The sequence below is a fragment of the Arthrobacter sp. FW306-07-I genome (assembly GCF_021800405.1).
Lineage (GTDB): Bacteria > Actinomycetota > Actinomycetes > Actinomycetales > Micrococcaceae > Arthrobacter.
The window spans coordinates 976,744-1,001,969 of sequence record NZ_CP084550.1 but is presented as its reverse complement, the minus strand read 5'-3'; the positions used below and the strand labels follow the sequence as shown (position 1 = coordinate 1,001,969).

25 protein-coding genes are annotated in these 25,226 nt (G+C 66.2%); 17 read left to right on the top strand and 8 right to left on the bottom strand.

Translation table 11 applies throughout. The annotated features are described in order from the left end of the window. Nucleotides 1–16: 16 nt before the first annotated feature. The 6 genes from LFT46_RS04695 to LFT46_RS04670 all read left to right on the top strand — a co-directional run bounded on the left by LFT46_RS04695 (nucleotide 17) and on the right by LFT46_RS04670 (nucleotide 6,413). Nucleotides 17–1,456: an NAD-dependent succinate-semialdehyde dehydrogenase gene (locus tag LFT46_RS04695; RefSeq protein ID WP_236821397.1), complete on the top strand. Its 1,440-nt coding sequence runs from the start codon at nucleotides 17–19 to the stop codon at nucleotides 1,454–1,456. Then, nucleotides 1,457–2,200 carry a sulfite exporter TauE/SafE family protein gene (locus LFT46_RS04690; RefSeq protein ID WP_236821396.1) on the top strand — a complete coding sequence of 248 codons (744 nt, stop codon included), beginning with the start codon at nucleotides 1,457–1,459 and terminating at the stop codon, nucleotides 2,198–2,200. A 37-nt stretch (nucleotides 2,201–2,237) separates the two neighbouring features. Continuing rightward, entirely contained in the window at nucleotides 2,238–3,497 is a 1,260-nt protein-coding gene (locus LFT46_RS04685; RefSeq protein ID WP_236821395.1) for an AGE family epimerase/isomerase, read from the top strand. Between the two features lie 125 nt (nucleotides 3,498–3,622). Continuing rightward, a complete protein-coding gene (locus LFT46_RS04680) occupies nucleotides 3,623–4,864 on the top strand; it encodes an MFS transporter (RefSeq protein ID WP_236821394.1) in 1,242 nt (413 codons plus the stop codon). Between the two features lie 251 nt (nucleotides 4,865–5,115). Next, nucleotides 5,116–5,769, top strand: coding sequence for a hypothetical protein (locus tag LFT46_RS04675; protein ID WP_236821393.1), 654 nt, complete (start codon nucleotides 5,116–5,118; stop codon nucleotides 5,767–5,769). Nucleotides 5,770–5,864: 95 nt separating this feature from the next. Further along, nucleotides 5,865–6,413 carry an RNA polymerase sigma factor gene (locus LFT46_RS04670; RefSeq protein ID WP_236821392.1) on the top strand — a complete coding sequence of 183 codons (549 nt, stop codon included), beginning with the start codon at nucleotides 5,865–5,867 and terminating at the stop codon, nucleotides 6,411–6,413. An 835-nt stretch (nucleotides 6,414–7,248) separates the two neighbouring features. Here LFT46_RS04670 and LFT46_RS04665 read toward each other — a convergent pair. Next, nucleotides 7,249–7,584 (bottom strand): cupin domain-containing protein, encoded by a 336-nt coding sequence (locus LFT46_RS04665; RefSeq protein ID WP_236801285.1) that lies wholly within the window; start codon nucleotides 7,582–7,584, stop codon nucleotides 7,249–7,251. A gap of 136 nt (nucleotides 7,585–7,720) precedes the next feature. Here LFT46_RS04665 and LFT46_RS04660 point away from each other — a divergent pair, with 136 nt between their 5' ends. From LFT46_RS04660 to LFT46_RS04650, 3 genes are all read left to right on the top strand, one after another. Then, on the top strand, nucleotides 7,721–8,128 hold the full coding sequence (locus LFT46_RS04660; RefSeq protein ID WP_236801284.1) for a DUF1304 family protein: 408 nt from the start codon (nucleotides 7,721–7,723) through the stop codon (nucleotides 8,126–8,128). 72 nt (nucleotides 8,129–8,200) lie between these two features. Beyond that, nucleotides 8,201–9,448 (top strand): mechanosensitive ion channel family protein, encoded by a 1,248-nt coding sequence (locus tag LFT46_RS04655; protein WP_236821391.1) that lies wholly within the window; start codon nucleotides 8,201–8,203, stop codon nucleotides 9,446–9,448. A gap of 55 nt (nucleotides 9,449–9,503) precedes the next feature. Further along, nucleotides 9,504–10,256 (top strand): ArsR/SmtB family transcription factor, encoded by a 753-nt coding sequence (locus LFT46_RS04650; RefSeq protein WP_236821390.1) that lies wholly within the window; start codon nucleotides 9,504–9,506, stop codon nucleotides 10,254–10,256. An 82-nt stretch (nucleotides 10,257–10,338) separates the two neighbouring features. On the opposite strand, the gene LFT46_RS04645 is transcribed toward LFT46_RS04650, so the two are convergent. Further along, a complete protein-coding gene (locus LFT46_RS04645) occupies nucleotides 10,339–11,685 on the bottom strand; it encodes an alpha-L-fucosidase (protein ID WP_236821389.1) in 1,347 nt (448 codons plus the stop codon). After that, complete coding sequence (locus LFT46_RS04640) at nucleotides 11,678–12,493, bottom strand: FadR/GntR family transcriptional regulator (protein ID WP_236821388.1); 816 nt, start codon at nucleotides 12,491–12,493, stop codon at nucleotides 11,678–11,680. The genes LFT46_RS04645 and LFT46_RS04640 overlap by 8 nt, the downstream gene beginning before the upstream one ends. 131 nt (nucleotides 12,494–12,624) lie before the next feature. Here LFT46_RS04640 and LFT46_RS04635 point away from each other — a divergent pair, with 131 nt between their 5' ends. The 8 genes from LFT46_RS04635 (at nucleotide 12,625) to LFT46_RS04600 (ending at nucleotide 19,992) form a co-directional block, all read left to right on the top strand. Then, the gene (locus tag LFT46_RS04635; RefSeq protein ID WP_236821387.1) at nucleotides 12,625–14,010 is read left to right on the top strand and encodes an L-fuconate dehydratase; all 1,386 of its coding nucleotides are present in this window, start codon (nucleotides 12,625–12,627) and stop codon (nucleotides 14,008–14,010) included. After that, the gene (locus LFT46_RS04630) at nucleotides 14,007–14,435 is read left to right on the top strand and encodes an RbsD/FucU family protein (protein ID WP_142130903.1); all 429 of its coding nucleotides are present in this window, start codon (nucleotides 14,007–14,009) and stop codon (nucleotides 14,433–14,435) included. The genes LFT46_RS04635 and LFT46_RS04630 overlap by 4 nt, the downstream gene beginning before the upstream one ends. A 20-nt stretch (nucleotides 14,436–14,455) precedes the next feature. Then, nucleotides 14,456–15,328, top strand: a complete 873-nt coding sequence (locus LFT46_RS04625; protein WP_236821386.1) for an amidohydrolase family protein — start codon at nucleotides 14,456–14,458, stop codon at nucleotides 15,326–15,328. Between the two features lies 1 nt (nucleotide 15,329). Further along, nucleotides 15,330–16,301 (top strand): aldo/keto reductase, encoded by a 972-nt coding sequence (locus tag LFT46_RS04620; RefSeq protein ID WP_236821385.1) that lies wholly within the window; start codon nucleotides 15,330–15,332, stop codon nucleotides 16,299–16,301. A gap of 37 nt (nucleotides 16,302–16,338) precedes the next feature. Then, on the top strand, nucleotides 16,339–17,184 hold the full coding sequence (locus LFT46_RS04615) for a fumarylacetoacetate hydrolase family protein (RefSeq protein WP_236801277.1): 846 nt from the start codon (nucleotides 16,339–16,341) through the stop codon (nucleotides 17,182–17,184). Between the two features lie 18 nt (nucleotides 17,185–17,202). Next, a complete protein-coding gene (locus LFT46_RS04610) occupies nucleotides 17,203–17,961 on the top strand; it encodes an SDR family NAD(P)-dependent oxidoreductase (protein ID WP_236821384.1) in 759 nt (252 codons plus the stop codon). Between the two features lie 54 nt (nucleotides 17,962–18,015). Then, nucleotides 18,016–19,311 carry a hemolysin family protein gene (locus tag LFT46_RS04605; RefSeq protein WP_236821383.1) on the top strand — a complete coding sequence of 432 codons (1,296 nt, stop codon included), beginning with the start codon at nucleotides 18,016–18,018 and terminating at the stop codon, nucleotides 19,309–19,311. A gap of 210 nt (nucleotides 19,312–19,521) precedes the next feature. Next, nucleotides 19,522–19,992 carry a hypothetical protein gene (locus LFT46_RS04600; protein ID WP_236821382.1) on the top strand — a complete coding sequence of 157 codons (471 nt, stop codon included), beginning with the start codon at nucleotides 19,522–19,524 and terminating at the stop codon, nucleotides 19,990–19,992. A 66-nt stretch (nucleotides 19,993–20,058) separates the two neighbouring features. Here the strand turns inward: LFT46_RS04600 and LFT46_RS04595 are convergent, their stop codons facing one another. The 5 genes from LFT46_RS04595 to fdhA all read right to left on the bottom strand — a co-directional run bounded on the left by LFT46_RS04595 (nucleotide 20,059) and on the right by fdhA (nucleotide 25,179). Beyond that, nucleotides 20,059–20,802, bottom strand: a complete 744-nt coding sequence (locus LFT46_RS04595; RefSeq protein ID WP_236821381.1) for a dienelactone hydrolase family protein — start codon at nucleotides 20,800–20,802, stop codon at nucleotides 20,059–20,061. A gap of 65 nt (nucleotides 20,803–20,867) precedes the next feature. Next, complete coding sequence (locus tag LFT46_RS04590; protein WP_236821380.1) at nucleotides 20,868–22,229, bottom strand: MFS transporter; 1,362 nt, start codon at nucleotides 22,227–22,229, stop codon at nucleotides 20,868–20,870. A gap of 68 nt (nucleotides 22,230–22,297) precedes the next feature. Further along, nucleotides 22,298–23,248 (bottom strand): serine hydrolase, encoded by a 951-nt coding sequence (locus tag LFT46_RS04585; protein ID WP_236821379.1) that lies wholly within the window; start codon nucleotides 23,246–23,248, stop codon nucleotides 22,298–22,300. 260 nt (nucleotides 23,249–23,508) lie between these two features. After that, nucleotides 23,509–23,862, bottom strand: a complete 354-nt coding sequence (locus LFT46_RS04580) for a GNAT family N-acetyltransferase (protein ID WP_236821378.1) — start codon at nucleotides 23,860–23,862, stop codon at nucleotides 23,509–23,511. A gap of 105 nt (nucleotides 23,863–23,967) precedes the next feature. Next, on the bottom strand, nucleotides 23,968–25,179 hold the full coding sequence (fdhA, locus tag LFT46_RS04575) for a formaldehyde dehydrogenase, glutathione-independent (protein WP_236801269.1): 1,212 nt from the start codon (nucleotides 25,177–25,179) through the stop codon (nucleotides 23,968–23,970). Between the last annotated feature and the right edge of the window lie 47 nt (nucleotides 25,180–25,226).

Sequence of the window (25,226 nt, the reverse complement as noted above, 5' to 3'; positions counted from 1 at the left end):
ACGAAAGGCACTGTTCATGAACCTCAAATCAGCCGGGCACCTTATTAACGGGAGCTGGCACACCGACGGAACCACCAAGGACGTCACTGACCCCGGGAACGGCAGCACCGTGGGCGAAGTTGCCTGGGGCGCCGCCGGGGACGCCACCAAAGCCGCCGACGCCGCTGCTGAAGCGTTTGGTTCCTGGTCCCGCACCACCGTCCGGCAGCGGGCGGACCTGCTCCGCACCGCGGCCGACCTGCTGGCGGAACGCCGCGACGAACTTGCCCACACCCTTGCCCTGGAAGCGGGCAAGCGGCTCCCCGAAGCCCAGGGTGAGGTGGACTTCTCGGTGGAATACTTCCGCTGGTTCGCCGAGGAGGCCCGCCGCGCCACCGGCACCGTCAGCCCGCCTGAACTGCAGGGCCGCCGCCACCTGACTACCCGCAAGCCGATCGGAGTGGCCCTCAGCCTGACACCGTGGAACTTTCCGGTGTCCATCCAGGCCCGGAAGCTCGCGGCCATGCTGGCCGCTGGCTGCACCGTGGTGGGCAGGGTCTCCGAAAAGGCCCCGCTGGCCGCCACCGGGCTTTTCGAGGTCCTGCACGACGCAGGCTTCCCCGCCGGCGTGGTCAACCTGGTCCACGGCCCCTCTCGCGAAATCACCGCTGCTTTGATGTCCCACCCGGCGGTCAGGGCCGTCAGCTTCACCGGCTCCACCGGGGTGGGCCGGCAGATCATGGCCTCCGCTTCGGAGCGGGTGGTTCGGCCCCTCCTGGAACTGGGCGGCAACGCGCCGTTCATCGTCTTCGAGGATGCGGACCTGGACGCCGCCGTTGAGGGTGCCGTCCTGGGAAGGCTGCGCAACACCGGCCAGTCCTGCGTGGCCGCCAACCGCTTCCTGGTCCAGGACAGCATCGCGGACGAGTTCGCGCAGAAGCTTGGTGCGCGCTTTGACGCGATGAGCATCGGCCACGGCGTTCCCGACGGCGGCGCCCCGGTTCCGGACCTGGGCCCGGTTATTGACGCCGAGAGGGTGTCGGCGGTGCAGGCACTGGTGGACGACGCGCTGGAGCGCGGTGCCCGCCGCGTCACCCAGCGGACTTCGGCACCCGGAGAAGGTGCCTTCATGGCACCCACGCTGTTGGCCGACGTCCCGGACGACGCCCTCCTGGTGACCGAGGAAGTCTTTGGCCCGGCAGCCGGCGTCGTCACCTTCTCCTCGGCGGAAGAAGCCATCCGGAAGGCCAACGCAACCGAGATGGGCCTGGCCGCGTACCTATGGAGCGGCAGTCCCAAGCGCGGCTGGGATATCCCGGAGCAGCTCGAAGCCGGAATCGTGGGCGTCAACGATCCCCTCCCCTCCGTAGCCTTCGCCCCCATGGGCGGCGCCAAGCAGTCCGGCCTGGGCCGGGAAGGATCAAGCCTGGGCCTGGAGGAATTCGAGGAGGTCCAGTACGTGGCCTGGAGGCCGTAAATGCTGACCACCGGGCTGGTGCTGGGCGCCGTCGTCATGGGAGCGGGGATGCAGCGGATCACCGGTATGGGTTTCGCCCTGGTGGCCGCCCCCTTCCTGGTCCTGTTGCTGGGACCGGTGGAAGGCGTGGTCCTGGTGAACGTATGCGGCGCCGTGACGGCGGGGGCCATCATCTTCCGCGTGGTCAAGGACATCGATTGGAAGCGCTACCTGCTGCTCGCGGCATCGGCACTGCTGGGCATCATCCCGGCGGCGTTCCTGATCCGCCTCGTTCCGGCGCCGGTCCTGGAGATCTCCATCGGAGTGCTCCTGGCCGCCGGTCTGACTGTCCTGCTGGTCCTGAAGTCCGCCACCCTGCCGGAGCGCCGCCGCTACCTCTTCACGGCCGGCGGCCTCAGCGGGTTCATGAACACAGCGGCCGGGGTGGGCGGTCCGGCCGTCAGTATGTACTCCATTGCTACCCGGTGGCAGCACAAGTCCTTCGCGGCCACCATGCAGCCGTACTTTTTCACCATCGGGACGTTCTCGCTCATCTCCAAAGCCATCACCGCCCCGGCGACGTTTCCAGTGATGCCCTTGGCCATGTGGGTGGCTGTTGCCGTGGCCTGCCTGGCCGGGCTGGTGCTGGGTGACGTCGCAACGAAGTTCGTCCCCGCGCGTGCCGCGCAAATACTACTGATCATCCTGGCCTATCTGGGAGCGGCGGCCACCATCATCCGCGGCGTGCTTGACGCCGCTGCCTGACCCGACATTCGAATTCTGACCAGAAAGAGGACATGACATGACCTGGCTCGACAGTGCAGCCCATGCACGATGGCTTGAGGCGGAAACCGACCGGCTGATCCGCTTCGCCGAGGCTTCCAAGGTATCCACGGGCTTCGGCTGGCTGGACAACTACGGCAAGGTGTTCGCCGACAAGCCGACCCATCTGTGGATCACTGCGCGGATGACGCACAGCTTCGCCGTCGCCGCGCTGATGGGGCGGCCCGGTGCTGCGACTCTCGTGGACCACGGCATCAGCGCACTCAACGGCGTCCTCCACGATGACGAGTTCGGCGGCTGGTACGCCGAGGTGGACGCCAACGGCCCCGTAAACGACACCAAGTCCGGCTACCAGCACTCCTTTGTGCTCCTGGCTGCCGCCAGCGCCGTCGCAGCAGGGCGCCCGGGAGCCCGGGAACTGCTGGACGAGGCGCTCCGGATAGCCGACACGAAGTTCTGGGACCACCAGGCCAACATGTGCTTCGACTCCTGGAACCGGGAATTCACCGAGACGGAAGCGTACCGCGGCGGCAACGCGAGCATGCACTCGGTTGAGGCCTACCTCATTGTGGCCGACGTGACCGGGGACCACCGCTGGATCGAACGGGCCCTGCACATCGCCGAGGTGCTCATTCACCACTTCGCGCGCAACAACAACTACCGGGTGTTTGAGCACTTCGACCCGGAGTGGAACCCGATGCCGGAGTACAACACCGATGACCGGGCCAGCCAGTTCCGTGCCTACGGCGGAACCCCCGGCCACTGGGTGGAGTGGGCGCGGCTGCTCCTGCACCTCCGCGCCGGACTCGAGGCCCGCGGCCTGGACGTCCCGGCCTGGCTCCTCGAGGATGCCCGGGGTCTGTTCGACGCCGCCATCCGCGACGCGTGGGAACCGGACGGCCACCGCGGGTTTGTGTACACCGTGGACTGGGAAGGCAAACCGGTTGTCACCACCCGCATCCGCTGGGTACCCGCGGAAGCCATCGGCGGCGCCGCAGCCCTCTACATTGCCACCGGAGAGAAGAAGTACGCGGACTGGTATGAGCGGATCTGGGACCATGCCCGTGACTGGTTCATCGACTACGAGCACGGGTCCTGGAAGCAGGAACTCGACGAGGACGGCAACGTCAGCTCGACTGTCTGGTCCGGCAAGGCCGATATCTACCACCTGTGGCACTGCCTGGTGGTCCCGCGCCTTCCGCTGGCCCCGGGGCTGGCTCCGGCACTGGCAGCAGGCCTGCTCGATTCCCGCCTGGACGCCTCCGGAAGGGGCCGCTGACGCGGTAGCGCGGGGTACCGTGTCACGTCTGTGACAGGGCTTTTGGTCCGGTAAATTTAATGGAGGAATTGTCCGGCGAGCCGAGCCGCATTCCAAGCCCTCCCCCTTGAATGGACCGCACCCCCATGTCTTCCGCGATTTCCGCGCCGTCCCCTACCCGTTTTCCCTACGCCGCGATGGTGGTCCTCGCCACCATCGCGTTTACTGCCATCACCACCGAACTCCTCCCGTCCGGGCTGCTGCCACAGATCAGCACCGGCCTGGGCGTCTCCGAGCCGGTAGCCGGATACCTGGCCGCGGCCTACGCCGCCGTCATTGTGGTCACGGTGGTTCCGGCGGCGCGTCTGCTGGGGAAGATCCCGCGGCACGCCCTGCTGGTGGGTCTGGTCCTGACATTCGCGCTCAGCAACGCGCTGGTGGGACTGGCGCCGGACTTCACCTCCGCGATGATCGCCAGACTGGTGGGTGGCCTGGCGCACGGATTGCTCTGGACCACCATGGCACCGTTCGTGTCACGGGTGGTGCCGGCGGACAAGGTAGGCAAGGCCCTGGCCATCGTGTTCAGCGGCAACAGCCTGGGCCTGGCCATCGGAGCACCGGTGGGGACGGCGCTGGGCGGGTTCCTGGGCTGGCGCGCCGCGTTCATGGTGCTCGCCGGATTCGGCGTGGTCCTGACCGTTCTGGCATTCTGGCTGCTCCCCCGCGTCCAGCGCATCAGCGACGCCGCCCGCCCCTCCCTGCGCAAGGCGATCGGCCAACCCGGCGTGAAATCAGTGGCGGTCGCCTGGCCACTGCTGGTGCTGGCCCACTTCGCTCTGTTCACGTACATCGCGCCGTTCATCCGTGAAGCGAACCTGCCGGACTACGCCACCAGTCTCTCCCTCACCGTTCTGGGCGGGTCCGGCCTGCTGGGCATCTGGATCGCCGGGCTCACGGTGGATTCCCGTCCCCGGCGTTCGCTGTTGCTGACGACGGCGGCAATCGCCGCATCGATGTTCCTCCTGCCCCTGGCGGTGGGGAACCTTCCCGTCGCCCTGGTGCTGATGACTGTCTGGGGTGCCGGCCTGGGCGCCATCGGTATCTACAACCAGTCCGCGATCCTGCGTGCAGGCGGCGAATACAGCGAGGCAGCCAACGGACTCACTGTCCTCACCATCCAGTTGGGCATCACCGTCGGCGCCCTCTACGGTTCGGCCGCCCTGGTGGTTGGCGGACCGCTGCTGGTTCCGGCCGCCGCGGCGATCCCGGTGGTGGCGGCGTTCGTCATCACCCTTGCCGGGAAGAGGTACGCCTACCCCCCGGGCCCGCGGGAGCGGATCTGGCTGGAGCCCCGCCCCATCACCGACAAAGTCGAAGATCCCGCCTAGCCCCCATCCACTGCTCCCCAGGGTCTCCTGACCTTCGCAAGCTTGCCCGGGCACCTGCATCGACTGCTCCGTAGATGTCGTTTTCAGCCTTCAGAACGACAAGTACGGAGCAATCGATGGGACATATGACAAATTAGTCACGAGATTCTTGGAAACCCGTAACCTCCATGACCTGAATTTCGATTCATTAAGTGCGGGGGAAACTTCGCGGAAGTTGAACGCAATCGCAAAATTCGTCAACGGAGGGTCTCATGTCTTTCTTCACCTTTTCAGGCAACAAGCTCGCCATGACCGTGCTGGCGGCAGGCGCGCTCGCGGTCGGCGGAACGGGAGTTGCCGCGATGGCAGAATCATCGCCGGACACGCCGTCCGTCCTTGCGGAAACGGAATCGCCGTCGCCGAGCCCCACGGCAACCGAAACTGAATCACCGTCGCCAAGCCCCACCGCGACGGAAACCGAATCCCCGGAGCCGACTCCCACGGAAACCGAGACGGAGGCTCCGGACCCGACACCAACGGCGACGGAAACGGAGTCGCCGGAGCCCGCCCCTACGGAAACGGCAGACCCTGAACCGTCGCAGACATCCACGCCGGCAGGACCTGACGCGTTCGGCCCTGCCGCCTTTGGCCTGTGCAATGCGTTTACCAATGGCGGCCTCGGTACCACGTCCACGGCCTACGCAGCCCTGGTCCAGGCAGCCGGCGGGGAAGGCAGCGTTGGCGCCTATTGCGCCACTGTTGCTGCTCCCCGAGGCGGCGAGGACGGCAGCGATGAGACTGCAACCACCGAGCAGGGCCAGGTGCAACAGCAGCAGGTAAAGGAGCAGCGCCAGGCTGCACCCGCCTCCAACGGCGGCGGCCACCAGGCCGCCGGCAACGGCGCCAAGCACGGCGGACATCGGTAGCCTGCCGACGATGTGCGGTTGCGCCGGGACTTTGAATGTTTCGCGCAACCGCACATCCGGCGACTGCTGCAAGCGAATCTGCCGCAGGGGGGCGGATGCAGAGCATTGAGCACGAGGCAGAGCGGTCCGGCCAGACGGACGAAAGCCGTTTCTGTGCTGCCTACCGTGAATTTTCACCCGGGGTGCTCAGCTACCTCCGTGCCCGCGGCGTCGAGGATCCCGAGGGCCTGACCCAGGAGGTCTTCCTGGCCCTCTATCCGCAGCTCGGCGATGTCCACGGCGGGGTGAAGGGAGTCAAATCCCTGGTTTTCTCCATCGCGCACGGACGCTATGTGGACGAGTACCGGCGGCGGCTCAAAGCGCCCCGGACCACCGATTACGACCCCGCCCAGGACCCGCGGTGCAGCAGCTCCGCGGAGGATGAACTTCTGGCGGTGGAAAACTCAGGCAGCATCAAAGCACTGCTGAACGATTTGCAGCAGGACCAGCAGGAGGTGATTGCGCTGAGGATCGTGGCTGACCTTTCGGTGGAGACGACGGCGGAAATCATGGGCAAGACCCCGGGTGCCATCAAACAACTGCAGCGCCGGGCGCTCTGCCGGCTGCGCAAGCTCCGCACCTCATTACGGGAGGACCGGTCATGACAGGGAAAGAGCACCCAAAGCAGGAACGCAGGCTGGATGACGAGCGCGCTGTCCAGGAACTGCTGGAAGAGGCTGGCCTCACCGACGATCCGTATCTCCGGGATGCGCTGCTTCAGGTCCGGGAGCTCAAGGTTTCCGATGTCCCGGCGCCGTCCCCCCGCCTGATGGCACTACTGGCTGCGTCGGAGACGACAGGCGTGGTCCGCCTGGAAACTGGCAAGCCTCGAAAGAAAAAGCGGGTGGTGCTCACCACGCTGGCGGTGGCCGCGTCGTTTGGTATCGCGGGCGGCGCCGCGGCGGGAGACGGGGATCTCCGGCGTGGAGCTGAGGGAAGCATCAGCACCGTATTGGGGTGGTTCACCCCACCGTCGCCCGCCGCTCCCTTGCCCGTTCCGGGACCGGAACCGGAGGCAACCAGCCCGCCGCCCGCCGTCGTACGTGTTTTCCCGCAAGCCCCGACGCCCAGCACTCCGCCCGTTTACGTGCCTGGCCAGGCATCGGAAACTTACCCTTCGCAGCCGGGACCCGGGGAGGTTGAAGGGCCAACCGACCCGGCGGCGACCGGCCAACCCGACCCCGGCGCCGAGGAGGCCGGATCCCTGCCCGGTGTGGCAAAAGGCCCTATCAAGGGACCGGCGTCAGGCGCGCCGGGACCACCAGCACAACCTCCAGCAGCAGGAGAGCCGGGAGCCGCGAGGCCGGATCCCGCTGGCCGGGCAGCAAGCGGAGGACCGGCTGGAGGCAACACCGTGGACAAGCCGGCCCCAGCCGCCGGACCCGGAAATAAACGGGCTCCAGCGCGCTAACAGCACCTGGTGGGAGCTGCCGGACCGGGTCAGTCGCGGTACTTTGCCACCGTGAACAGGAAGGTGCAGTCCTCTTCGGCGTGCAGGCTGTGCAGGCCGGGCGGGACAATCAGCAGGTCGCCGGTCTTGCCCTGCCAGGACTCCCCGGAGGCCTTGAGGCTCACGCAGCCCTGGATCACGAAGACCGTGGCGTCCCCGGGGTTCTGGTGCTCGCTGAGCTGTGTTCCGGCTTTCATGGCCATGACGGTCTGCCGGAGGATCTTTTCATGTCCGCCGTAGACGGTGTCAGCAGCACGGCCGTTGGTGGAGGAGAGAGCAGCCTCGAGCTGCTGCCGGGCCAGCGCGTCGATCGATATCTTCTGCATGCGCCCAAGGCTACCCGCGTTCTTCACGCAGGGGACTAGGTTGGGGCCCCTTCGGTCGGCACCGCTGAGCGCAGTGCCCGGCAATCCCCTTCCGTGGGGATGGAGCAACAGCGGGGCCGCTCCTAATCTTCGAAGCATGAACACAGCAGCACAGATCTTCGCGGTACTCGCCGCACTCATCTATATCTTCGTGTTTCCGGTGGAGAGCTTCCTTCTTCGACGCAGCCGGTGGGCGCAGAAGTTCCTGAGCACACCGCCCGAAAATGTATCCGCCGTGATGATGTGGGCCATTCCCACCGGGTACAAAAACCTGGTGATTGCGCTGGGCGTCATCGCCGGGGTGGTCGCCGCCAACTCGGGCCAGCTCGTGGTGGGCTACACACTGGTGGCCTACTGCTGCGCCAACATGGTCCTCACCGCGCCCACCATGCTGCTGGCAGACCTCCAGGGGCACTACCCCAGGAAGTGGGAGAGCGTTCCGGGGACCCTCGCCGCCACGGTTCCAGCCCTGCTGGCCCTGCTCCTCCTGCCCCTGGGACCCTAGCGGCGGCAGTGGACACGCCACGGCAGTCCCCCGATTTCGACGGCCCGGCAACGGCTTGATAAACGTTAAGAGATGCTAGATGTCCTGAACCCCGCCCTGCCCTTTATCGCCGTGGCCTTGGCGGTGCTGGCCGGACTCACACTGTCCTGGCTGCTCCGCAAGGTGGTCCTCCGCCTGAACCGGAAACGGCCTGAGCTGCAGGCCACCTCCCGGGTGGCCCGCCAGCCGCTGCGGCTGGCGCTGTGCCTTGTGGGCGTCCGCACTGCGCTGGGCCTGACGGCGGGAAGCGAAAGCTGGCACGCCGCCGTCGACCATTTCCTGCTGATTGCCCTCATCGGTGCCCTCGCCTGGCTGGTCATTGCGGTGCTGCTGATCGTTGAGGCCGTGGTGCTGAACCGGCACAGCGTGGACGTGGCGGACAACCGGCGGGCACGGCGGCTGCGCACGCAGATGATCCTGGCCCGCCGGATTGCCGTGGCGCTGGTGGTGGTGCTCGCCCTCGGCAGTGCCATGCTGACCTTCCCCGCCATCCAGGCGCTCGGTGCCGGACTGCTGGCATCCGCCGGCGTGATCTCCATCGTCGCCGGCCTGGCCGCACAGACGTCCCTGGTGAACGTCTTCGCCGGTATGCAGCTGGCCTTCACCGACGCCATCCGCGTGGACGACGTGGTGGTGGTGCAGAAGGAATGGGGCCGGATCGAGGAAATCACGCTCACCTACGTGGTGGTGCATCTTTGGGATGACCGCCGGCTGATCCTGCCCTCGACCTACTTCACCACCACGCCGTTCGAGAACTGGACCCGCCGCCAGTCCGAGGTGATGGGCACCGTGGAGTTCGACCTCGACTGGCGCGCCCCCGTGGAGGACATGCGCACCGAGCTTCGCCGGGCCCTGGCCGGCACCGAGCTGTGGGACGAACGCGTGGGAGTCCTGCAGATTACCGATGCCACCGGCGGGTTCGTCCGCGTCCGGATCCTGGTGAGCGCCGCGGACAGCGCCGCGCTCTTCGACCTGCGCTGCCTGGTGCGCGAAACCATGGTCACCTTCCTCCAGCAGAACCACCCGGAGGCCCTGCCGCACCAGCGCTGGGAGCAGGCAGCGGACAGAAATCCAGCGGACGACGGCGGCACGGGCAACCGGCGCCGGTCACCACTGCGCGGGCTGGGGTCCCCCGCTGCCGCGGATTCCCGTGCAGCCGATCCGCACGAGTCGCAGCTGTTCACCGGTTCCATGGAAGCGGTGGAGCGGTCGCGCGCCTTCTCCGGACCGGGTGACGAGGTCTTCGAGGAGCGCGACAGGAACCTGGCCTCCCGAAACTGAGTTCGCCTCGAAAACCCCTTGATAGGTGACCAATTGGTCACCTATCATTGCTGCCATGGACGACGTGTTCAAGGCACTCTCCGACCCCACCCGCCGGGACCTGCTCGATGAGCTGTTCCGCGAGGACGGCCAGACCCTGAGCGCACTTGAGGCACGGTTCGACATGACCCGGTTCGGGATCGCCAAGCACCTCCGCATCCTGGAGGACGCCGGGCTTGTGGTGACCCGTCGTCGCGGACGGGAGAAGCTGCACTTCCTGAATCCGGTTCCCATCCGGCTGGTCCACGACCGCTGGGTCAGCAAATATGCAGAACCATGGGCCGCTGCCCTCAGCGACCTCAAATCCAGATTGGAAAGTCCCATGGAAAAGATCTTTGAGATTTACATCAAGACCACGCCCGAACGGCTCTGGGAAGCCATCACGGACAGCGACATCCGCAGCAAGTACCAGTTCGGCAACACCCTTGAGGCCGACTGGTCCCCCGGCGGCCGGTTTGTCATGGGCAACCCGAAGGCGGGGGCAGCGCTGGGCGAAGGCGAGAACCTTGAGGTGGACCCGCCCCGCCGGCTGGTGCAGACCATGCGGGCGCTATGGGGCGAGGACGTTAAGGCTGAGGGCACGTCCAAAATCACCTGGGAAATCGAGCCGGTGGGCGATTCCTGCCACCTCACCGTCACCCACAGCGACTTGCGAGAAGGCGCCAACGAACAGCTCTACGGCGGTTGGCCGATGATCCTGTCCGGCCTGAAGACGTGGCTGGAGACCGGCGAGAAGCTCACCACGCCCGGCTCGCTGATGTACACGTAAAAGGCACGGGCATACGTGGAAGGCGCGACGGCGGCGGCCGCCCCGAGGTGGGACGGCCGCCGTCGTGGAGGTACTTCCGGGACTACGTCCGGGGAATGCGGACGATGGCAGGGCCGGGCCGGTCGGGTGACAGGGTGACTTTGAGTCCATCTGCAGCGGCCTCGACAGTTCCGCCGGGCCCCGCCACCGATGCCTGCGCCACGTCGAACCTGCCCGCGTCCAGCTTCAAGGCGGCTTCCGTTCCGTCGTCCAGCGAGTCAACGAAGGCCACTACCTCCGTTCCGCGGTCCACCCAGCGGATCCAGGAGTCATCGCCGCTTGCCCCGGGACCGTCCTGAAGCGGACGGGCCCCCACGAGGTACTGCTTGGCGGTGGCCATCCACTTTCCGAGGTCGGTCAGGGCCTGGCGCTGGATTTCGGGGATGGTGCCGTCAGCCCGCGGACCGACATTCAACAGGAAGTGGCCGCCACGGGATACTACGTCCGTCAGGTGGCGGGCCAACTGTTGGCCCGTCAACGACTGCTCCGGGCCTTCCACCTGGTTGTAGCCGAAGGAGAATCCGATGCCCCTGCAGTTCTCCCACTCGGATTCGGACTCGTTTTCCCTGGCGGCTTCGTACTCGCTGGTGCCGTAATCCTGGTGGGTAGCGCCCCAACGGTCGTTGACGACCCCGTCCGGAACAGCGGAGTAGAAGTGCTCAAACAGCGTTCCCAGCCCATGCTCGCCAAAGTGCTTGCCGGCGTCGGGCCATTCAATGTCGTTCCACAGGACGTGGGGACGGTACTTGTCCACCAGGTCCACTACGTGGTTGTAGGCGTACTCCGCGTAGCCGGCGTCCTTGGGGCGGGACGTATCGTGGACGCTTTCGCTGGTGGTGTGCGGCGGGAAGGGGCGCACGTGCCAGTCCAGGCCGCCGGAGTAGTACAGGCCCAGCTTCAGCCCCTTGTCCTCCACGGCACGGGCAATCTCGCCGATCAGGTCCTTGCGGGGACCACGGTGGACCGTGTTCCGCTCCCCCGTGCCCGGGGCGTCCCAGAGGGCAATGCCATCGTGGTGCTTCGTGGTGGGAACCACGTAATCAGCTCCGGCGGATTTGAACAGCTCCACCCAGTCCGCCGGATCGAACTGTTCGGCCTTCCACTGGTCCAGGAAGGCGTCATAGTCCTCGCCCCCAAACTCTTCCTGGTGGTGCTGCTGGGCAGGGCTGCCGTCAATGCGGATGGTGTTGTAGTACCACTCGGCGTAAGGGTTGTGCTTGAACCACTCGTTATCATCTATGGTGCCAAGGGCGCCGATCGGCTCCGCCCAGGCGGGGACGGAGTAGGCGCCCCAGTGAATGAAGATGCCGAAGGGGGAATTCTGGAACCACTCCGGGACTGGCCGGGATAGGTTGTTCCACTCTTCAGGCGTGGCGATGCTGTCAGTCATGTTTCACTCCAACTCTTGGTGTGCTGTGGACATTCGTCGTGACGGCAGGATTCTGGAGTTCGCGGTCCGGGATGGCCGTGACGTAGTCCTCCACGGCATACAGATGGTTAGCCATTCTGGTCCGGGCACGGTCAGCATCGTGCCGCCTCAGTGCTTCCAAAATGCCCAGATGCTCGCCATGGGTAGTCCGCAGTCCGGCAGCATCATGGATTGACCGCCACATCCGTCCGCGGACTGTCGTGGTGGAGACCGTTTCAATTAGGGCGGACAGCACATGGTTCCTGGATGACTCCGCGATCAGCCGATGAAACTCAAGATCGCATTGCATGGCTACGTCATGATCGACGGGTTTGGCATGAATGGCGGCGTGTGCCCGATCCAGGATGTGCCCAGCCTGCTCCAGTTGCTGCTCGGTAATGGAAACGGCGGCTGCAGCAGCGGCCTCGGTCTCAAGCGCGCGTCGCACTGTATGCACCTGGTTGGCCCGTTCTCCATCCTGTAGGCCCACCCAGAATTCCAGGGCGGACAGTAGGGCAGAGGGCTCCAGGGTGGTGACGAAAGTACCGGCACCCTGTCTGGTTTCCAGGATCCCCATGGTGGACAGGGCACGGACCCCTTCACGCAGGGACCCACGAGACACCTGCAACTCCGCAGCAAGGTCTTTTTCAACGGGCAGCCGGTCCCCCGGCCGCAGCCGACCGGAAGAGAGCATGTGCTTTACACCGGTGATCACGACGTCGGTTTGCGACATAGGGCCGCCGGACACGAGGTCCACTGCCCCGACGCCTCCTGCGGATCTATCATTCATACACTTTCATCCGATCTATTGGTTGGAAAACCGGGCTGCGTCCTATAGTGTCACGGAAAAGACCAAAATTCATCAGATGTAAAGGTGACCGCGGGGAAGTCACCTGGACTTTCTGGACCGGAGGGAATCGCTTGCCAAAGATCACCGGATTCGATGTGTTTGACGTACGGTTTCCCACGTCGCTGTCGGCGGACGGCTCGGATGCCATGAACCATGATGCCGACTATTCCGCCGCCTACATCGTGCTGAGGACAGACGACCCCACACTGTACGGCTGCGGGTTCACGTTCACCATCGGCCGCGGCAACGAAATCTGCGCCGCCGCCATCGAACTGAGGGCCCGGCCCCTCATGGGACGTGACGCCGACCAGATCGGACTCCACCTCGGGGAGACATACCGGGAGCTCAAGCGCGATTCCCAGCTGCGCTGGCTGGGACCAGACAAGGGCGTGGAGCATCTGGCCCTCGGCGCAGTGATGAACGCCGTCTGGGACCTCGCTGCACGACAGGCAGGGAAGCCTCTGTGGCGGTTCCTGGCGGACATGACCCCGGAGCAAATTGTTGACGCCGCCGACCTGAGCTACCTTTCGGACGCCCTCACCCGGGAAGAAGCGCTGGGCCTCTTGACGCGCCTTGCCCCCACCAGGGACGAGCGCCTCCGGCAACTGACTGAAACCGGCTACCCCTGCTACACCACGTCCGCCGGCTGGCTGGGCTACTCCGACGAGAAGCTCCGACGGCTGTGCCAGGAGGCTGTGGACCAGGGCTACCGCCACATCAAGCTCAAAGTGGGCGCATCCGTGGAGGATGACATCCGCCGCCTCGCAATTGCACGGGAGGTGATCGGTCCCGACGCCAACCTGATGATCGATGCGAACCAGGTGTGGGATGTTCCGCAGGCTATCGACTGGGTGAAGCAACTGGCCGAATTCAGCCCCCTGTGGATCGAGGAGCCAACCAGTCCCGATGATGTCCTGGGGCACGCCGAGATCCGCAGGGCTGTACAGCCCATCGGAGTGGCCACGGGCGAACACGGCATGAACCGCGTGCTCTTCAAGCAGCTCTTCCAGGCCGGCGCGATTGACTACTGCCAGCTCGATGCCTGTCGGCTCGCCAGTGTAAACGAAGTACTCGCAGTCCAGCTGATGGCGGCCAAGTTCGGCATTCCGGTGTGCCCGCACGCCGGCGGGGTGGGTCTGTGTGAGCTGGTCCAGCACCTCTCAATCTTCGACTTCATCGCGGTGTCAGGTGACCTGACGGGGCGGGTGACCGAGTTCGTCGATCATCTGCATGAGCATTTCGTGGACCCGTGCATCATCAAGGACGGCGCCTACGTGATGCCGGCAAATCCTGGATATTCGGCCGAACTCAAGCAGGAGACGCTGCAGGAATATGCCTTTCCCTATGGCAGCTACTGGTCAGGAACCCACAGCGGCCAGGCGGAACAGGCCTGGCGGGCGGGCAACCAACCCGGCCAGGTTGCCTTCGCGAGTGCACGGCTTGGGGCGCAGGCATGATCAACTACACCCTGACCCATCCGGGACTGCTGGCCGCTCTCGCGGAATCCGGCCACGGCTCGCAGATCCTTGTTGCCGACGCCAACTACCCGCACAACACCGGAGCACCCGCATCGGCCCGTCGCATTGCCCTGAACCTGCGGCCCGGCCTGCTGACGATTGACCAGATCCTCGAAGTCCTGGTCGACGCCGTCCCCCTGGAGGCCGCGGCAGTGATGACCCCGCCGGACGGAAACTGGACGGAGGCCGTCAAGGGCTACGAACGGACGTTGGGCACGGAAGTCCCCATCACGTCCCATCAGCGCTTCGAGTTCTATGACGCCGCACGCTCGCCCAACGTCGCCGTCGTCATTGCCAGCGGCGACACCCGGCACTACGCCAACCTGCTGCTCACCATCGGCGTGCGGCCCGACGGCACGGCCTGATGAAGGTGCCTTCACTGCAGGTGGTTGACTCACACGTCCACGTCTGGGATCCGGCCGTGCTGGACTACGCCTGGCTGGCCGAGGCTCCGGCCCTGAACAAGCCTTTCCTGCCGACGGATCTTCCGTACGACGGTTACAACACGCGGGGCGCCGTCTTCGTGCAGGCCGACTGCCGTGATGACCAGGCACTGAAGGAAGTGGACTGGGTGTCGGGCCTTCGGACGGACTGGCCCCAGCTGGCCGGGATCGTGGCGTTTGCCCCCATCAGCAAGGGCGAAGCCGTCGAGAAGGACCTTGGCCAACTTCTGGAACGGCCCCTGGTCCGCGGCGTGCGGCAGCTGTTCCAGGACCGGGACGAATCCTTTATGCTGCATCCTGACACCTTGGCGGGAGCACGGCAGGTTGCCGGCGCAGGGCTGGTTTTCGACGCGTGTGTCCGCTGGTGGCAGCTTGCAGCGCTGGCCGAATTCGCCCGCCGCGTGCCCGGCCTCGCGATCGTGCTGGACCACATGGGCAAGCCGCCCATTGCCAGCGGAGAGCTCACCGCCTGGCGCAGCGGCATGCAGGAGCTGGCCCGGTGCGGCAACTTCGTCGTCAAAATCTCCGGTGCCGGCGCAGAAGCTGACCCGGAGCGTGCCCTGGCTCCCCAGGCACTGCCGTTCATCCAGGAAACGCTGGCTCTCTTCGGGGCGGAGCGCTGCATGGTCGGCAGCGACTTCCCTGTCTCCCTGTCACACCCCGGTGCTTACCTTGACTGGATCACCACTGTGGAGCACGCGATGGCGGGCGCGTCGGAGGGCGAACGCAGCAAGGTTGCGCAGGAGACCGCAGTCCGCGCCTACGGGCTGGAAACGGCAGCAGAACAGGCAAGCCCACAAGAGGAGAAGGACTGACATGCAAGCAGAAACCCGCACCATTCCCGGTACTGACATCCAGCTGCCGGTGCTCGGCTTCGGCGGGGCACCGATCGGCAATCTCTACCGGGAGGTACCCGAACAGGAAGCGGTCGACGCCGTCACTGCGGCTTGGGAGGGCGGGGTGCGCTATTTCGACACCGCGCCGCACTACGGGCTGGGACTTTCTGAACGGCGCCTGGGTGCCGCGCTGGCAGGGAAGGACCGCGACAGCTATGTGCTCAGCACGAAGATTGGGCGGCTGCTGCGGCCCAACCCGTCGCCCCGAGGCAAGGACACGGAGGGCTTCGACGTGCCTGACAATGTCCACCGGGTCCGCGATTACTCACGGGACGGAGTGCTGCGCTCTATAGAGGAAAGCCTGCAACGGCTGGGCACCGACCGGATCGACATCGTTTACATCCATGACCCGGACGACTACTGGACCGAGGCCGTCGAAGGCGCGGCCCCGGCCCTGTCCGCGCTCCGCGACGAAGGGGTGATCGGCGCCTGGGGTGCCGGCATGAACCAGTCCGAAATGCTCCACCGGTTCGTCACCGAGACGGACATCGACGTGATCATGCTTGCCGGAAGGTACACACTGCTGGAGCAAGGCGCGGCCCGGGACCTGCTCCCGGCGTGCGTGGAACGCGGCGTCGGCGTGGTGAATGTCGGCGTCTTCAATTCCGGGCTGCTGTCCAAGGAACGCCCAGCCGCCAACGCCACCTACAACTACGCACCTGCCCCGCAGGAACTGCTGGACAGGGCGAACCTGCTGGCGGACATCTGCGAATCGCACGGGACCACCCTGCCGGCGGCCGCCCTCCACTACCCGTACCAGCACCCCGCCGTGACAAGCGTCGTCCTTGGCATGCGGACGCCGGCGCAGGTGAAGCAAAACCTGGACCTCGCCGCCCAAAGCGTCCCGACAGAGTTGTGGGCTGACCTGCGCGAGCGCGGACTGATCGCCTGAAAGCACAATCACGTACTACCGAGAAAAGAAGAAACGAATGCAATTTGCGCGCATAGGTGCCACCGGCAAGGAAACCCCTGCCGTGCTCCACGACAAGAAGTACTACTCCCTGGAGCGCGTGACGCGCGACATCGACGCCGACTTCTGGGAATCCGATGGGCCAGGACGGGCGGCAGCAGCACTGGCCGCCGGTGAACTGGCGGAACTCGCCGTTGACGGAGCCCGGATCGGTGCCCCGATCGCCAGGCCGTCCTCGGTGATCTGTGTGGGCATGAACTACGCAGCCCACGCCGCGGAGTCCGGCTCCGCACCCCCTTCGGTCCCCATCATCTTCCACAAGGCCCCCAACACCGTGGCCGGGCCGTTCGATGCGGTGGCCATTCCACGCGGTTCCACCAAGACCGACTGGGAAGTGGAACTTGGCGTGGTCATCGGGCGGCGCGCCTCCTACCTGGACTCCCCCTCCCAGGCCCTCGACTACATCGCGGGCTTCGTCACCGTCAACGACCTGTCGGAGCGGACGTTCCAGCTGGAGGTATCCGGCGGGCAGTGGTCCAAGGGAAAGAGCTGCGCGGGTTTTTGCCCCACGGGCCCTTACCTGGTGACCCCCGACGAGGTGGATGCCCGCGACCTGCGGCTTCGCAGCTGGGTGAACGGCGAAATCCGCCAGGACTCCTCCACCCGCGACCTGATCTTCGGCGTGGAGCAGGTGATCTATGACCTCAGCCAGTTCCTGGTCCTGGAGCCGGGGGACCTCATCTGCACCGGCACCCCGGAGGGAGTGGCCCTGTCCGGACGTTTCCCTTACCTAAAGGCTGGGGACGTCGTCGAACTTGAAGTGGCTGGACTGGGCCGCCAGCGCCAGGAATTCTTCCAGGGCTAATCACGAAAGGACCAAACAATGGAGTTTGCGGGAATCAAGGCAATCGTCACCGGCGGAGCGTCGGGGATCGGGGCCGCCACAGCCAAACTGCTCCAGGAGCGCGGGGCTGAGGTCGCGGTACTGGACCTTAACCCTGACCAGGCACCGGCGGGAGTCAAAGCCATCCACTGCGACGTCTCCGACTACGCCTCCGTCCGCCGGGCCATCGAAGAGGCTGCGGAGCAGCTTGGCGGGATCGACGTCGTGGCCAACAATGCCGGGGTGGGTGCCCAGGGCACCATTGAGGACAACGACGACGACGAGTGGCACCGGGTGTTCGACGTCAACGTGCTGGGCATGGTCCGCGTGTCAAGGGCTGCCCTGCCGCACCTGCGCCGGTCCAGCCACGCGGCGATCGTCAACACCTGCTCTGTTGCAGCCACCGCCGGGCTCCCCCAGCGGGCCCTCTACAGCGCAACCAAGGGGGCCGTGTTGTCACTCACCCTGGCCATGGCCGCCGACCACCTGCAGGAGGGCATCCGGGTCAACTGCGTGAACCCGGGGACTGCGGACACTCCGTGGATCGGACGGCTCCTCGCCAGCGCACCGGATCCCGCCGCGGAACGGGCGGCGCTGGAAGCACGCCAGCCGCACGGCCGGCTGGTCTCCCCGGAGGAAGTCGCGGGAGCTGTGGTCTACCTTGCCAGCCCGCTCTCCGGGTCCACCACCGGAGTTGACCTGGCAGTGGACGGCGGGATGCAGGCACTTCGGCTTCGGCCCCGCCCTGCCGTTTCCTGAGCAGCAGGGCAACAGGCACGCGCCACCGGGCCCGTAGCTCGGTAAGGTCGTGTCATGGACAGCGGTGCCCTGGTCAATATCGCGTTGGTTCTCGGTTTCGTGTTGCTGGGCGGGGTGTTCGCCGCGGCGGAAATGGCCCTGGTGTCCCTGCGCGAAAGCCAGGTGCGCCGCATCGAAAAGTCGGGCGACACCGGGGCCCGGACAGCAGCCCTGGCCCGCAACCCCAACCGGTTCCTCTCCACGGTCCAGATCGGAGTGACCCTGTCCGGGTTCTTCTCGGCAGCCTATGGCGCCTCGGCGATCGCACCCGGCGTCGTCCCCCTCCTGGAAGGCCTGGGGCTGGGTGCGGCGGCCGGGCCAGCGTCCTTCATCGGCATGACCCTGCTGGTGGCCTACCTGTCCCTGGTGCTCGGCGAACTGGCGCCCAAACGGCTGGCGCTGCAAAGCCCCGTCGCCTTCACCAGGGTCCTGGCCCCGCCGCTCATCAGCCTTTCAAGGATCATGCGGCCCGCCATCTGGCTCCTGTCCGTCTCCACCGACGCCGCCGTCCGGCTCTTCGGCGGGGACCCACGCGCCAAGCGGCCGGGCATCACTTCCGAGGAACTGTGGGACATGGTGGCCGAGAACGAAATGCTCGAAGAGAGCAGCCGGCGCATCCTGGCCGACGTGTTCGGTGCCGGAGACCGGACCCTGCAGGAGGTGATGCGTCCCCGCACGGAGGTCATCTTCATCGACGGCGCCATGACCATCGCCGATGCCCGCAAAATGGTCCGCGACGGCCCCTATTCCCGGTTCCCGGTCATTGGCAGCAGTCCCGACGACGTCCTGGGCTTTGTGCACATCCGCGATTTGATGCCGGGCGGCGAAGTGCAGGACCAGGCGCCGGTGCGCGACATCGTCCGGGAGATCCTTGCCATGCCGGGGACCAACCGGGTACTGCCGTCGCTGTCCCGGATGCGCAGGACGAACCAGCACATCGTGCTGGTGGTGGACGAATACGGCGGCACGGACGGCGTGGTGACGCTCGAAGACCTGGTGGAGGAACTGGTCGGCGAAATTTACGACGAGTACGACACCGGCGCAGAGCATGAGGACCGCGTCAGCATGGCCAACGGCACCATCGACGTTGATGGCGGCCTGATCCTCCAGGAGTTCACCGCGGCGTCCGGCATTGCCCTGCCGGAGGGCCACTACGAGACAGTGGCCGGGTTCATGATGGACCGCCTGGGCCGCCTCCCCACTGCGGGCGACAGGGTCCAGATCCCCGGCTACGTCCTGACGGTCCTCAGCATGGACCGGCTGCGGATAGCCCGGGTCCGCGTCACGCCAACCCCAAACCAGTCCGGCTGACTGGTTGAAAGGAGTACGACGGCGGCCCAAAGGTTTTTGCTCCGAGTGGCCCGGCGTGGCTCCGCCGCTCCTAAGCCGCACCGGCTCCCTCATGGGACCGATGGCCCTACGGCCGGGAGCGGGCGGCACCCACAGTTAAGGGGCGGCTGGCCGTTGGGGCCAGGAGCGGCTGGGGGCCTGTTTCCGCTGCACCATCGGGGCACAGGGCACGTGCTCCCTTACCCCGGCAGGACACATTGCCATGTTCACGAAACGTACCACCCTCATCGGCGCCGCCTGGCCCTTGGCGCTGCGGCCTTTGCAGCCCCCGCGAAGGCCGCGGGCAGCAACGGCGCGGACGTCACCAAGTTCAACGAGTGCACGGTCTACGGCAGCTACCAGGACTACCGCACGGGCACCGCGGTCACCCACCAGGTTTCGACCCGCAGCGGCATCCAGTCCACCTCGTCCGCCAGCAACTACACGGACACCCTGACCGCCACCAACGGCGGAACTGTTCTCACCGCCATCCGGACCCAGACGCACTCGCACACACTCGTACGGGACGGGCAACTCATCGAGAGGGGCCAGCACTACCGGGAGCAGACCACGGACGGTAGCCGGCAGTGCTGGGAACGGGAGGACTCCCACCAGACAGGTGACAAGGTCCAAGACGACCGTGAGGCACACTGCTGCCACTGATCCGGGTTTCGGCAAACCCTGCTGGTAGGGCTCGTGGCCGGGCGTCAGCGCAAGCAGCCGCCGCTCCTACTCCTCCAGGCTCCGCTCCAGGAAAGCGAGCGTGCGGGTCCAGGAGTCGGCGGCGGCTTCCGCGTTGTAGGTGTATTTGTTGGTGTCGTTGAAGAAGGCGTGGCCGGCGCCCGGGTACACCACCGCTTCGAAGTCCACCCCGGCTGCCCGCATCCGTGCTTTCAGCCCGGGCAGCTCCTCCATGAGAGCTGTGTCCTGCTGCCCGTAAAAGGCCAGGACGGGGCAGTTGATCGCGCGCAGCTCTGCGTCCTTGAATTCGGCGTGCCCGTAGAAGGGGACGGCTGCGCGCAACCGGGGTTCGGCAACGGCCAGCGAGAACGTGTACGTCCCGCCCAGGCAGAAGCCCGTTGCGGCGACGCGGCCGGTCAGTCCTGCCACGCCTTCCAGGTGGTCGAAACACACGTGCAGCGCAGCGACGGCGTGCTTGGCGTACTCAGGGGAACGGATGGGCGCCATGTGCTTGCGCAGGCGCGGCTGGGCGTTGCTGCGTTGTTGGGGATCAAAGGCGGCCTCCTGCAGTTCCCCGCTGAGATCCGGCACACCCCCGGCTCCGGACAGCAGGTCCGGGGCGACCGCCAGGTAGCCTTCCGCAGCAAAACGGTCTGCCACGTCCCTGGTGTGCCCCACCAGGCCCCACACTTCGTGGACCACCACCAGCCCGCCCTTGGGCGTCCCGGCCGGTTCACTGACGTACGCCTGGACCGAGGTTTCGGCGTTGCCAAGAGTCATCATGTTTCCCATGGGCCCAGCATGGCACCCTCCCCCGGGCGCTTCCTAGGGGCCCCGGCCCCTTCCCAGGGATGGGGCTACGCCTTCTGCTGCCGCCAGAACACGGAGATCCCGAACGTCAGGGCGCAGAGCACCAGCATGGCCAGCACCATTCGCATCCAACTCTCCTGGTGCACCCCGCCGGCGGCGAACACGCCGATCATCACCGTGGCGGTAATCGCGCCCACGTAGCGGCAGGTCTGGTAAATGCCGGCCGCAACGCCGCGGTCCTGGGGCCGGGTGGATAGGAACATGCCCTGGTTGGAGGCGATGCTCACGGTGCCGTAGGGCACGCCCATCAGCGCGGTCAGGACCACCACGAACGGGATCGCCAGTGTCCCGGTCAGCAGCCACATCAGCGCCGCCACCACGGTCAAAAGGACGACGCCGGCCAGCAGCACCCGCCGGACCCCGAACCTTCCCATCGCGGAGACGGCCCACGGGGTGGCGGTCACGGACATGCCCGCCAGCGGCAACATCAGCAGGCCCACGACGCCGGGATCGTAGCCGCCGGCTTCCTGCAGCAGCTGGGGCAGGCCGAAGAAGACAAAGTAGTAGACGCTGCTGAACACGGCGAAGGCCAGGTAGATCAGCATCAAAGGCCGGTTCCGGCCCAGCAGCCGCAGGTCCAGGAACGGCTTGGCAAAGCGCAACTCCCGCCAGGCAAACAGTGCCGCGAGGACGGTTCCGGCGGCCAGCATCAGCCAGCGATAGTCCGGCGCCACGTTCAGTGCCGCCATCATGACCAGCAGCAGGGCACCGATGAAGCCAGCGATGCCGGGAACGTCCGAGTCCCGCACCAGCTCTGCCACGCTGCCGTGCTCCCGGACCTTGTCGGGTGGCGCGGCCTTCCGCACGATCAGCAGCGCTGCCAGTGCCAGCGGAACGTTGATGAGGAACAGCGATTCCCAGCCCACGAAGCCCACCAGCAGGCCGCCGACGACCGGACCCACCGCGGCTGCGGACGTGTTGGCCATTTGCAGCCGGCCCAGCGGACGTGCCGTATCAACCTTTGCCTCGTGGGCCAGCGCCCCCACCATCACCACGGCGCTGGGATAGGCCGTGGCGGTGCCCAGCGCCATGACCGCCCGCGCGACGCAGAGCAGCGCGAAGTTCGGGGCCAGCGGAGCCAGGGCACACGTGATAGCCACCAGCGCCATGCCCAGCATGAACATCCGGCGCGGGCCGAACCGGTCTGCCAGCCTGCCCATGACCGGCTGGCCGGCGGCGGAGGCCAGGTAGAAGGAGGTAATAACCCAGGTAACGGCAGCAACGTCGAGCCCGAAGTCCGCGCGCAGCACCACCAGGGCGACAGCGATCATGGACGAATTGAGCGGGTTCAGTGCCGTACCCAGGCTGAGGCCGGCGACGGCCAGGGCAGTCCGGGGTTTGTTGCTCACGGTAACAGTCTGGCCCACAGCGCCCGCCGGGGACGACTCGGCGGCCTCCCGGCGCGGTGTGGCGTTCGCTACTTGCCGGCCAGGCCCACCGGGAACAGCGCGTCCTCCACCGCCCGGGTCAGGTCGCGGATGACCTCCGCCTGGTCATCATCCGCCACGCCGTCCGGGTTCTCCGTGTAGATCACCAGCGCGAATGTGGACCCGCCGTAACTGAGCAGGGCTGCGTCATGCAGTTCGCCGGACACCTCCCCGTACTTGTGGTGGACGTCCACTCCCGCCCGTGAACCAGCGGGAATGAGGTCTTCGTCATTGGTGTCCTGCATGTAGCTCAGCAACTGGTCCGTGTTGTCCTTGTCCAGCAGCTCCCCCGCGTACAGCTTCTTCAGGATCAACGCCATGTCCGCGGCGGTGAGGAGGTTTTGTTCGGGGTCATACGTGACACCGATGGAATCCGCGTAGGCGATCAGCTGCGGGTAACCCACGGCGTCCATCAGCAGCAGCCAGGAATCGTTGTTGCTGTCATTGACCATGGCCTTGAGCTGGAAAGCGGCGTCGTAGTCGCCCATGGGTGCGTCCAGGCTGGCCTGCCCTTCCTCCACCAGGTGGTAATAGGCGGCGGCGGTCAGGATCTTCGCCGTGCTGGCTGCCGTGAAGGTGCTTTGATCCCCGAATGTCCGTTCTGCGCCGCCGGACACGTCGGCGAGCGCCAGCCCGATCCTGTATTCGTCCGCTTCACTGAGGATGTTGTCCACGCTGTCCTGCAACGAGGGCGGGGCTGCCGCCACCGGCGCCGCGGGCACGGCCGGCGGGGTGGGGAGCACTGCACCCGACCGCGGTTCCGACCGGACCACCGCCAGGGTGATGGTGCCGACGATCACCAGGACCACGATGAGCGCCAGGATCAGCAGCCGTCGGTTGCCCTGGGCCTTGCTGGAACCGGGCTTGCCGGGACTGGGTTTGCGCGGTGCGGGCGGCGGAGCATCGCGGCCTGGTGTGGGCACCAAGGGGTGCTCGGACATACAAGGGCTCCTGTCCCGCCTCGATAAATACAAACAACGTCAGCGCGGCCATGAGCCGCGCTGACGTTGCCGATTAAATCACCGGAGGTTGGGAGCTTCCTGAAGGCCTGCAGGTGTTCCGCGCCACCTTGCTGAGACCCAGAGGAATCCTCAGCGACGGGCGAAATCCATGTCGACGCGCCAATTACTCTGCGCGCACCAAATTGTGGGCGCGCCAGGGAATATGCGCGTCGATTACGGCTTTGCGCGCCGAAATCCGGCTATCCGCGGGTGCGGGCAGCGAGCGCTGTCTCCAGGAACTCCAGGTGCGCCGGGGTAACCGCAGCCACGCTGCCCCGGTATTCAGGGTGCTTGGCCAGGAACTTCTTGATGAACGGGCACACGGGAACGACGGCGATGCCCGACTCCACGGTGCTGTCCAGGGCAGCCGTGGCCAGGCGGCCGGCCAGTCCCTGCCCGCCGTATTCCTCGTTGACCACCGTGTGGTAGAAAATCCGCTGCGGCGACTCCCCGCCGTCGTACTCCTTGTACGCCGCCTTGCCAATGACGTTGCCGGCGTCCAGGAGCTCGAAGCGCTCGCGCTCGGGGCTGTGGCGGATGGTGATGTCGCTCAAGGGAACTCCTTTGTTTGCGGGTGGTGCTGCCCGTGCAAAGCCTAACCCTGCACGGGCAGCACCTATTTCCGCAAGCGGTGGTTCCCTGAAGGCACTACCGCCGAATCAGCTCAAGTAGCCGTTCGGATTAAGGACGTACTTGGTGGCTGCGCCGGCGTCGAACTCTGCGTAGCCCCTGGGTGCATCCTCCAGCGGGATCGCCTTCGCGTTGACGTTCTTGGCGATGTTGACCTTGTCATTCAGGATGGCCATCATCAGCTGACGGTTGTACTTCATCACCGGGCACTGGCCCGTGGTGAAGCTCAGCGACTTCGCCCAGCCCGTGCCGAGGCTCAGGCTCAGGGAGCCCTTCTTGGCTGCCTCGTCGATGCCGCCCGGATCGCCCGTGACGTACAGGCCGGGAATGCCCAGCGCACCGCCCGCCGCCGTGATGTCCATCAGGGTGTTCAGCACGGTTGCAGGTGCTTCCTGCGCGCCCTTGCCATGGCCGCGGGCTTCGAAGCCCACCGCGTCAACGGCGCAGTCGACTTCCGGCACGCCCAGGATCTGCTCGATCTGGTCCTTCGGCTCGCCCTGGGTGAGGTCCACGGTTTCGCAGCCGAAGCTGCGCGCCTGTGCCAGCCGACCCTCGTTCATGTCGCCCACAATCACGACGGCGGCGCCCAGCAGGTGTGCGCTGGTGGCCGCTGCGAGGCCCACTGGACCAGCGCCGGCGATGTACACGGTGGAGCCAACGCCCACCCCGGCCGTGGTTGCACCATGGAACCCGGTGGGGAAGATGTCCGAGAGCATGGCCAGGTCCATGATTTTCTCCATGGCACGGTCCTTGTCCGGGAACTTCAGCAGGTTCCAGTCCGCGTAGGGCACCAGGACGTAGTTGGCCTGGCCGCCCACCCAGCCGCCCATGTCCACGTAGCCGTAGGCGCTGCCCGGGCGGTCAGGGTTCACGTTCAGGCAGATGCCGGTTTTGCGTTCCTTGCAGTTCCGGCAGCGGCCGCAGGCGATGTTGAACGGCACCGAGCACAGGTCGCCCACCTTGATGAACTCGACGTCCCGGCCCACTTCCACCACTTCGCCAGTGATTTCATGGCCGAGCACCAGATTGGGCGGGGCCGTGGTGCGGCCGCGGACCATGTGCTGGTCCGAGCCGCAGATGTTGGTGGCCACCGTTTTCAGGATCACCCCGTGGTTCACCGGGCGTCCCACGTTCGCGGGGTTGACCCCTGGCCCGTCCTTGAGCTCGAACGTTGGGTAGTCAATGTCGATTACTTCAACCTTGCCCGCTTCTTTGTAGGCAACGGCTTTGTTCCCTGTCATCTATCACTCCTATAGTCAGGCGTCCGGTGGGACGGCCATGATCTGGG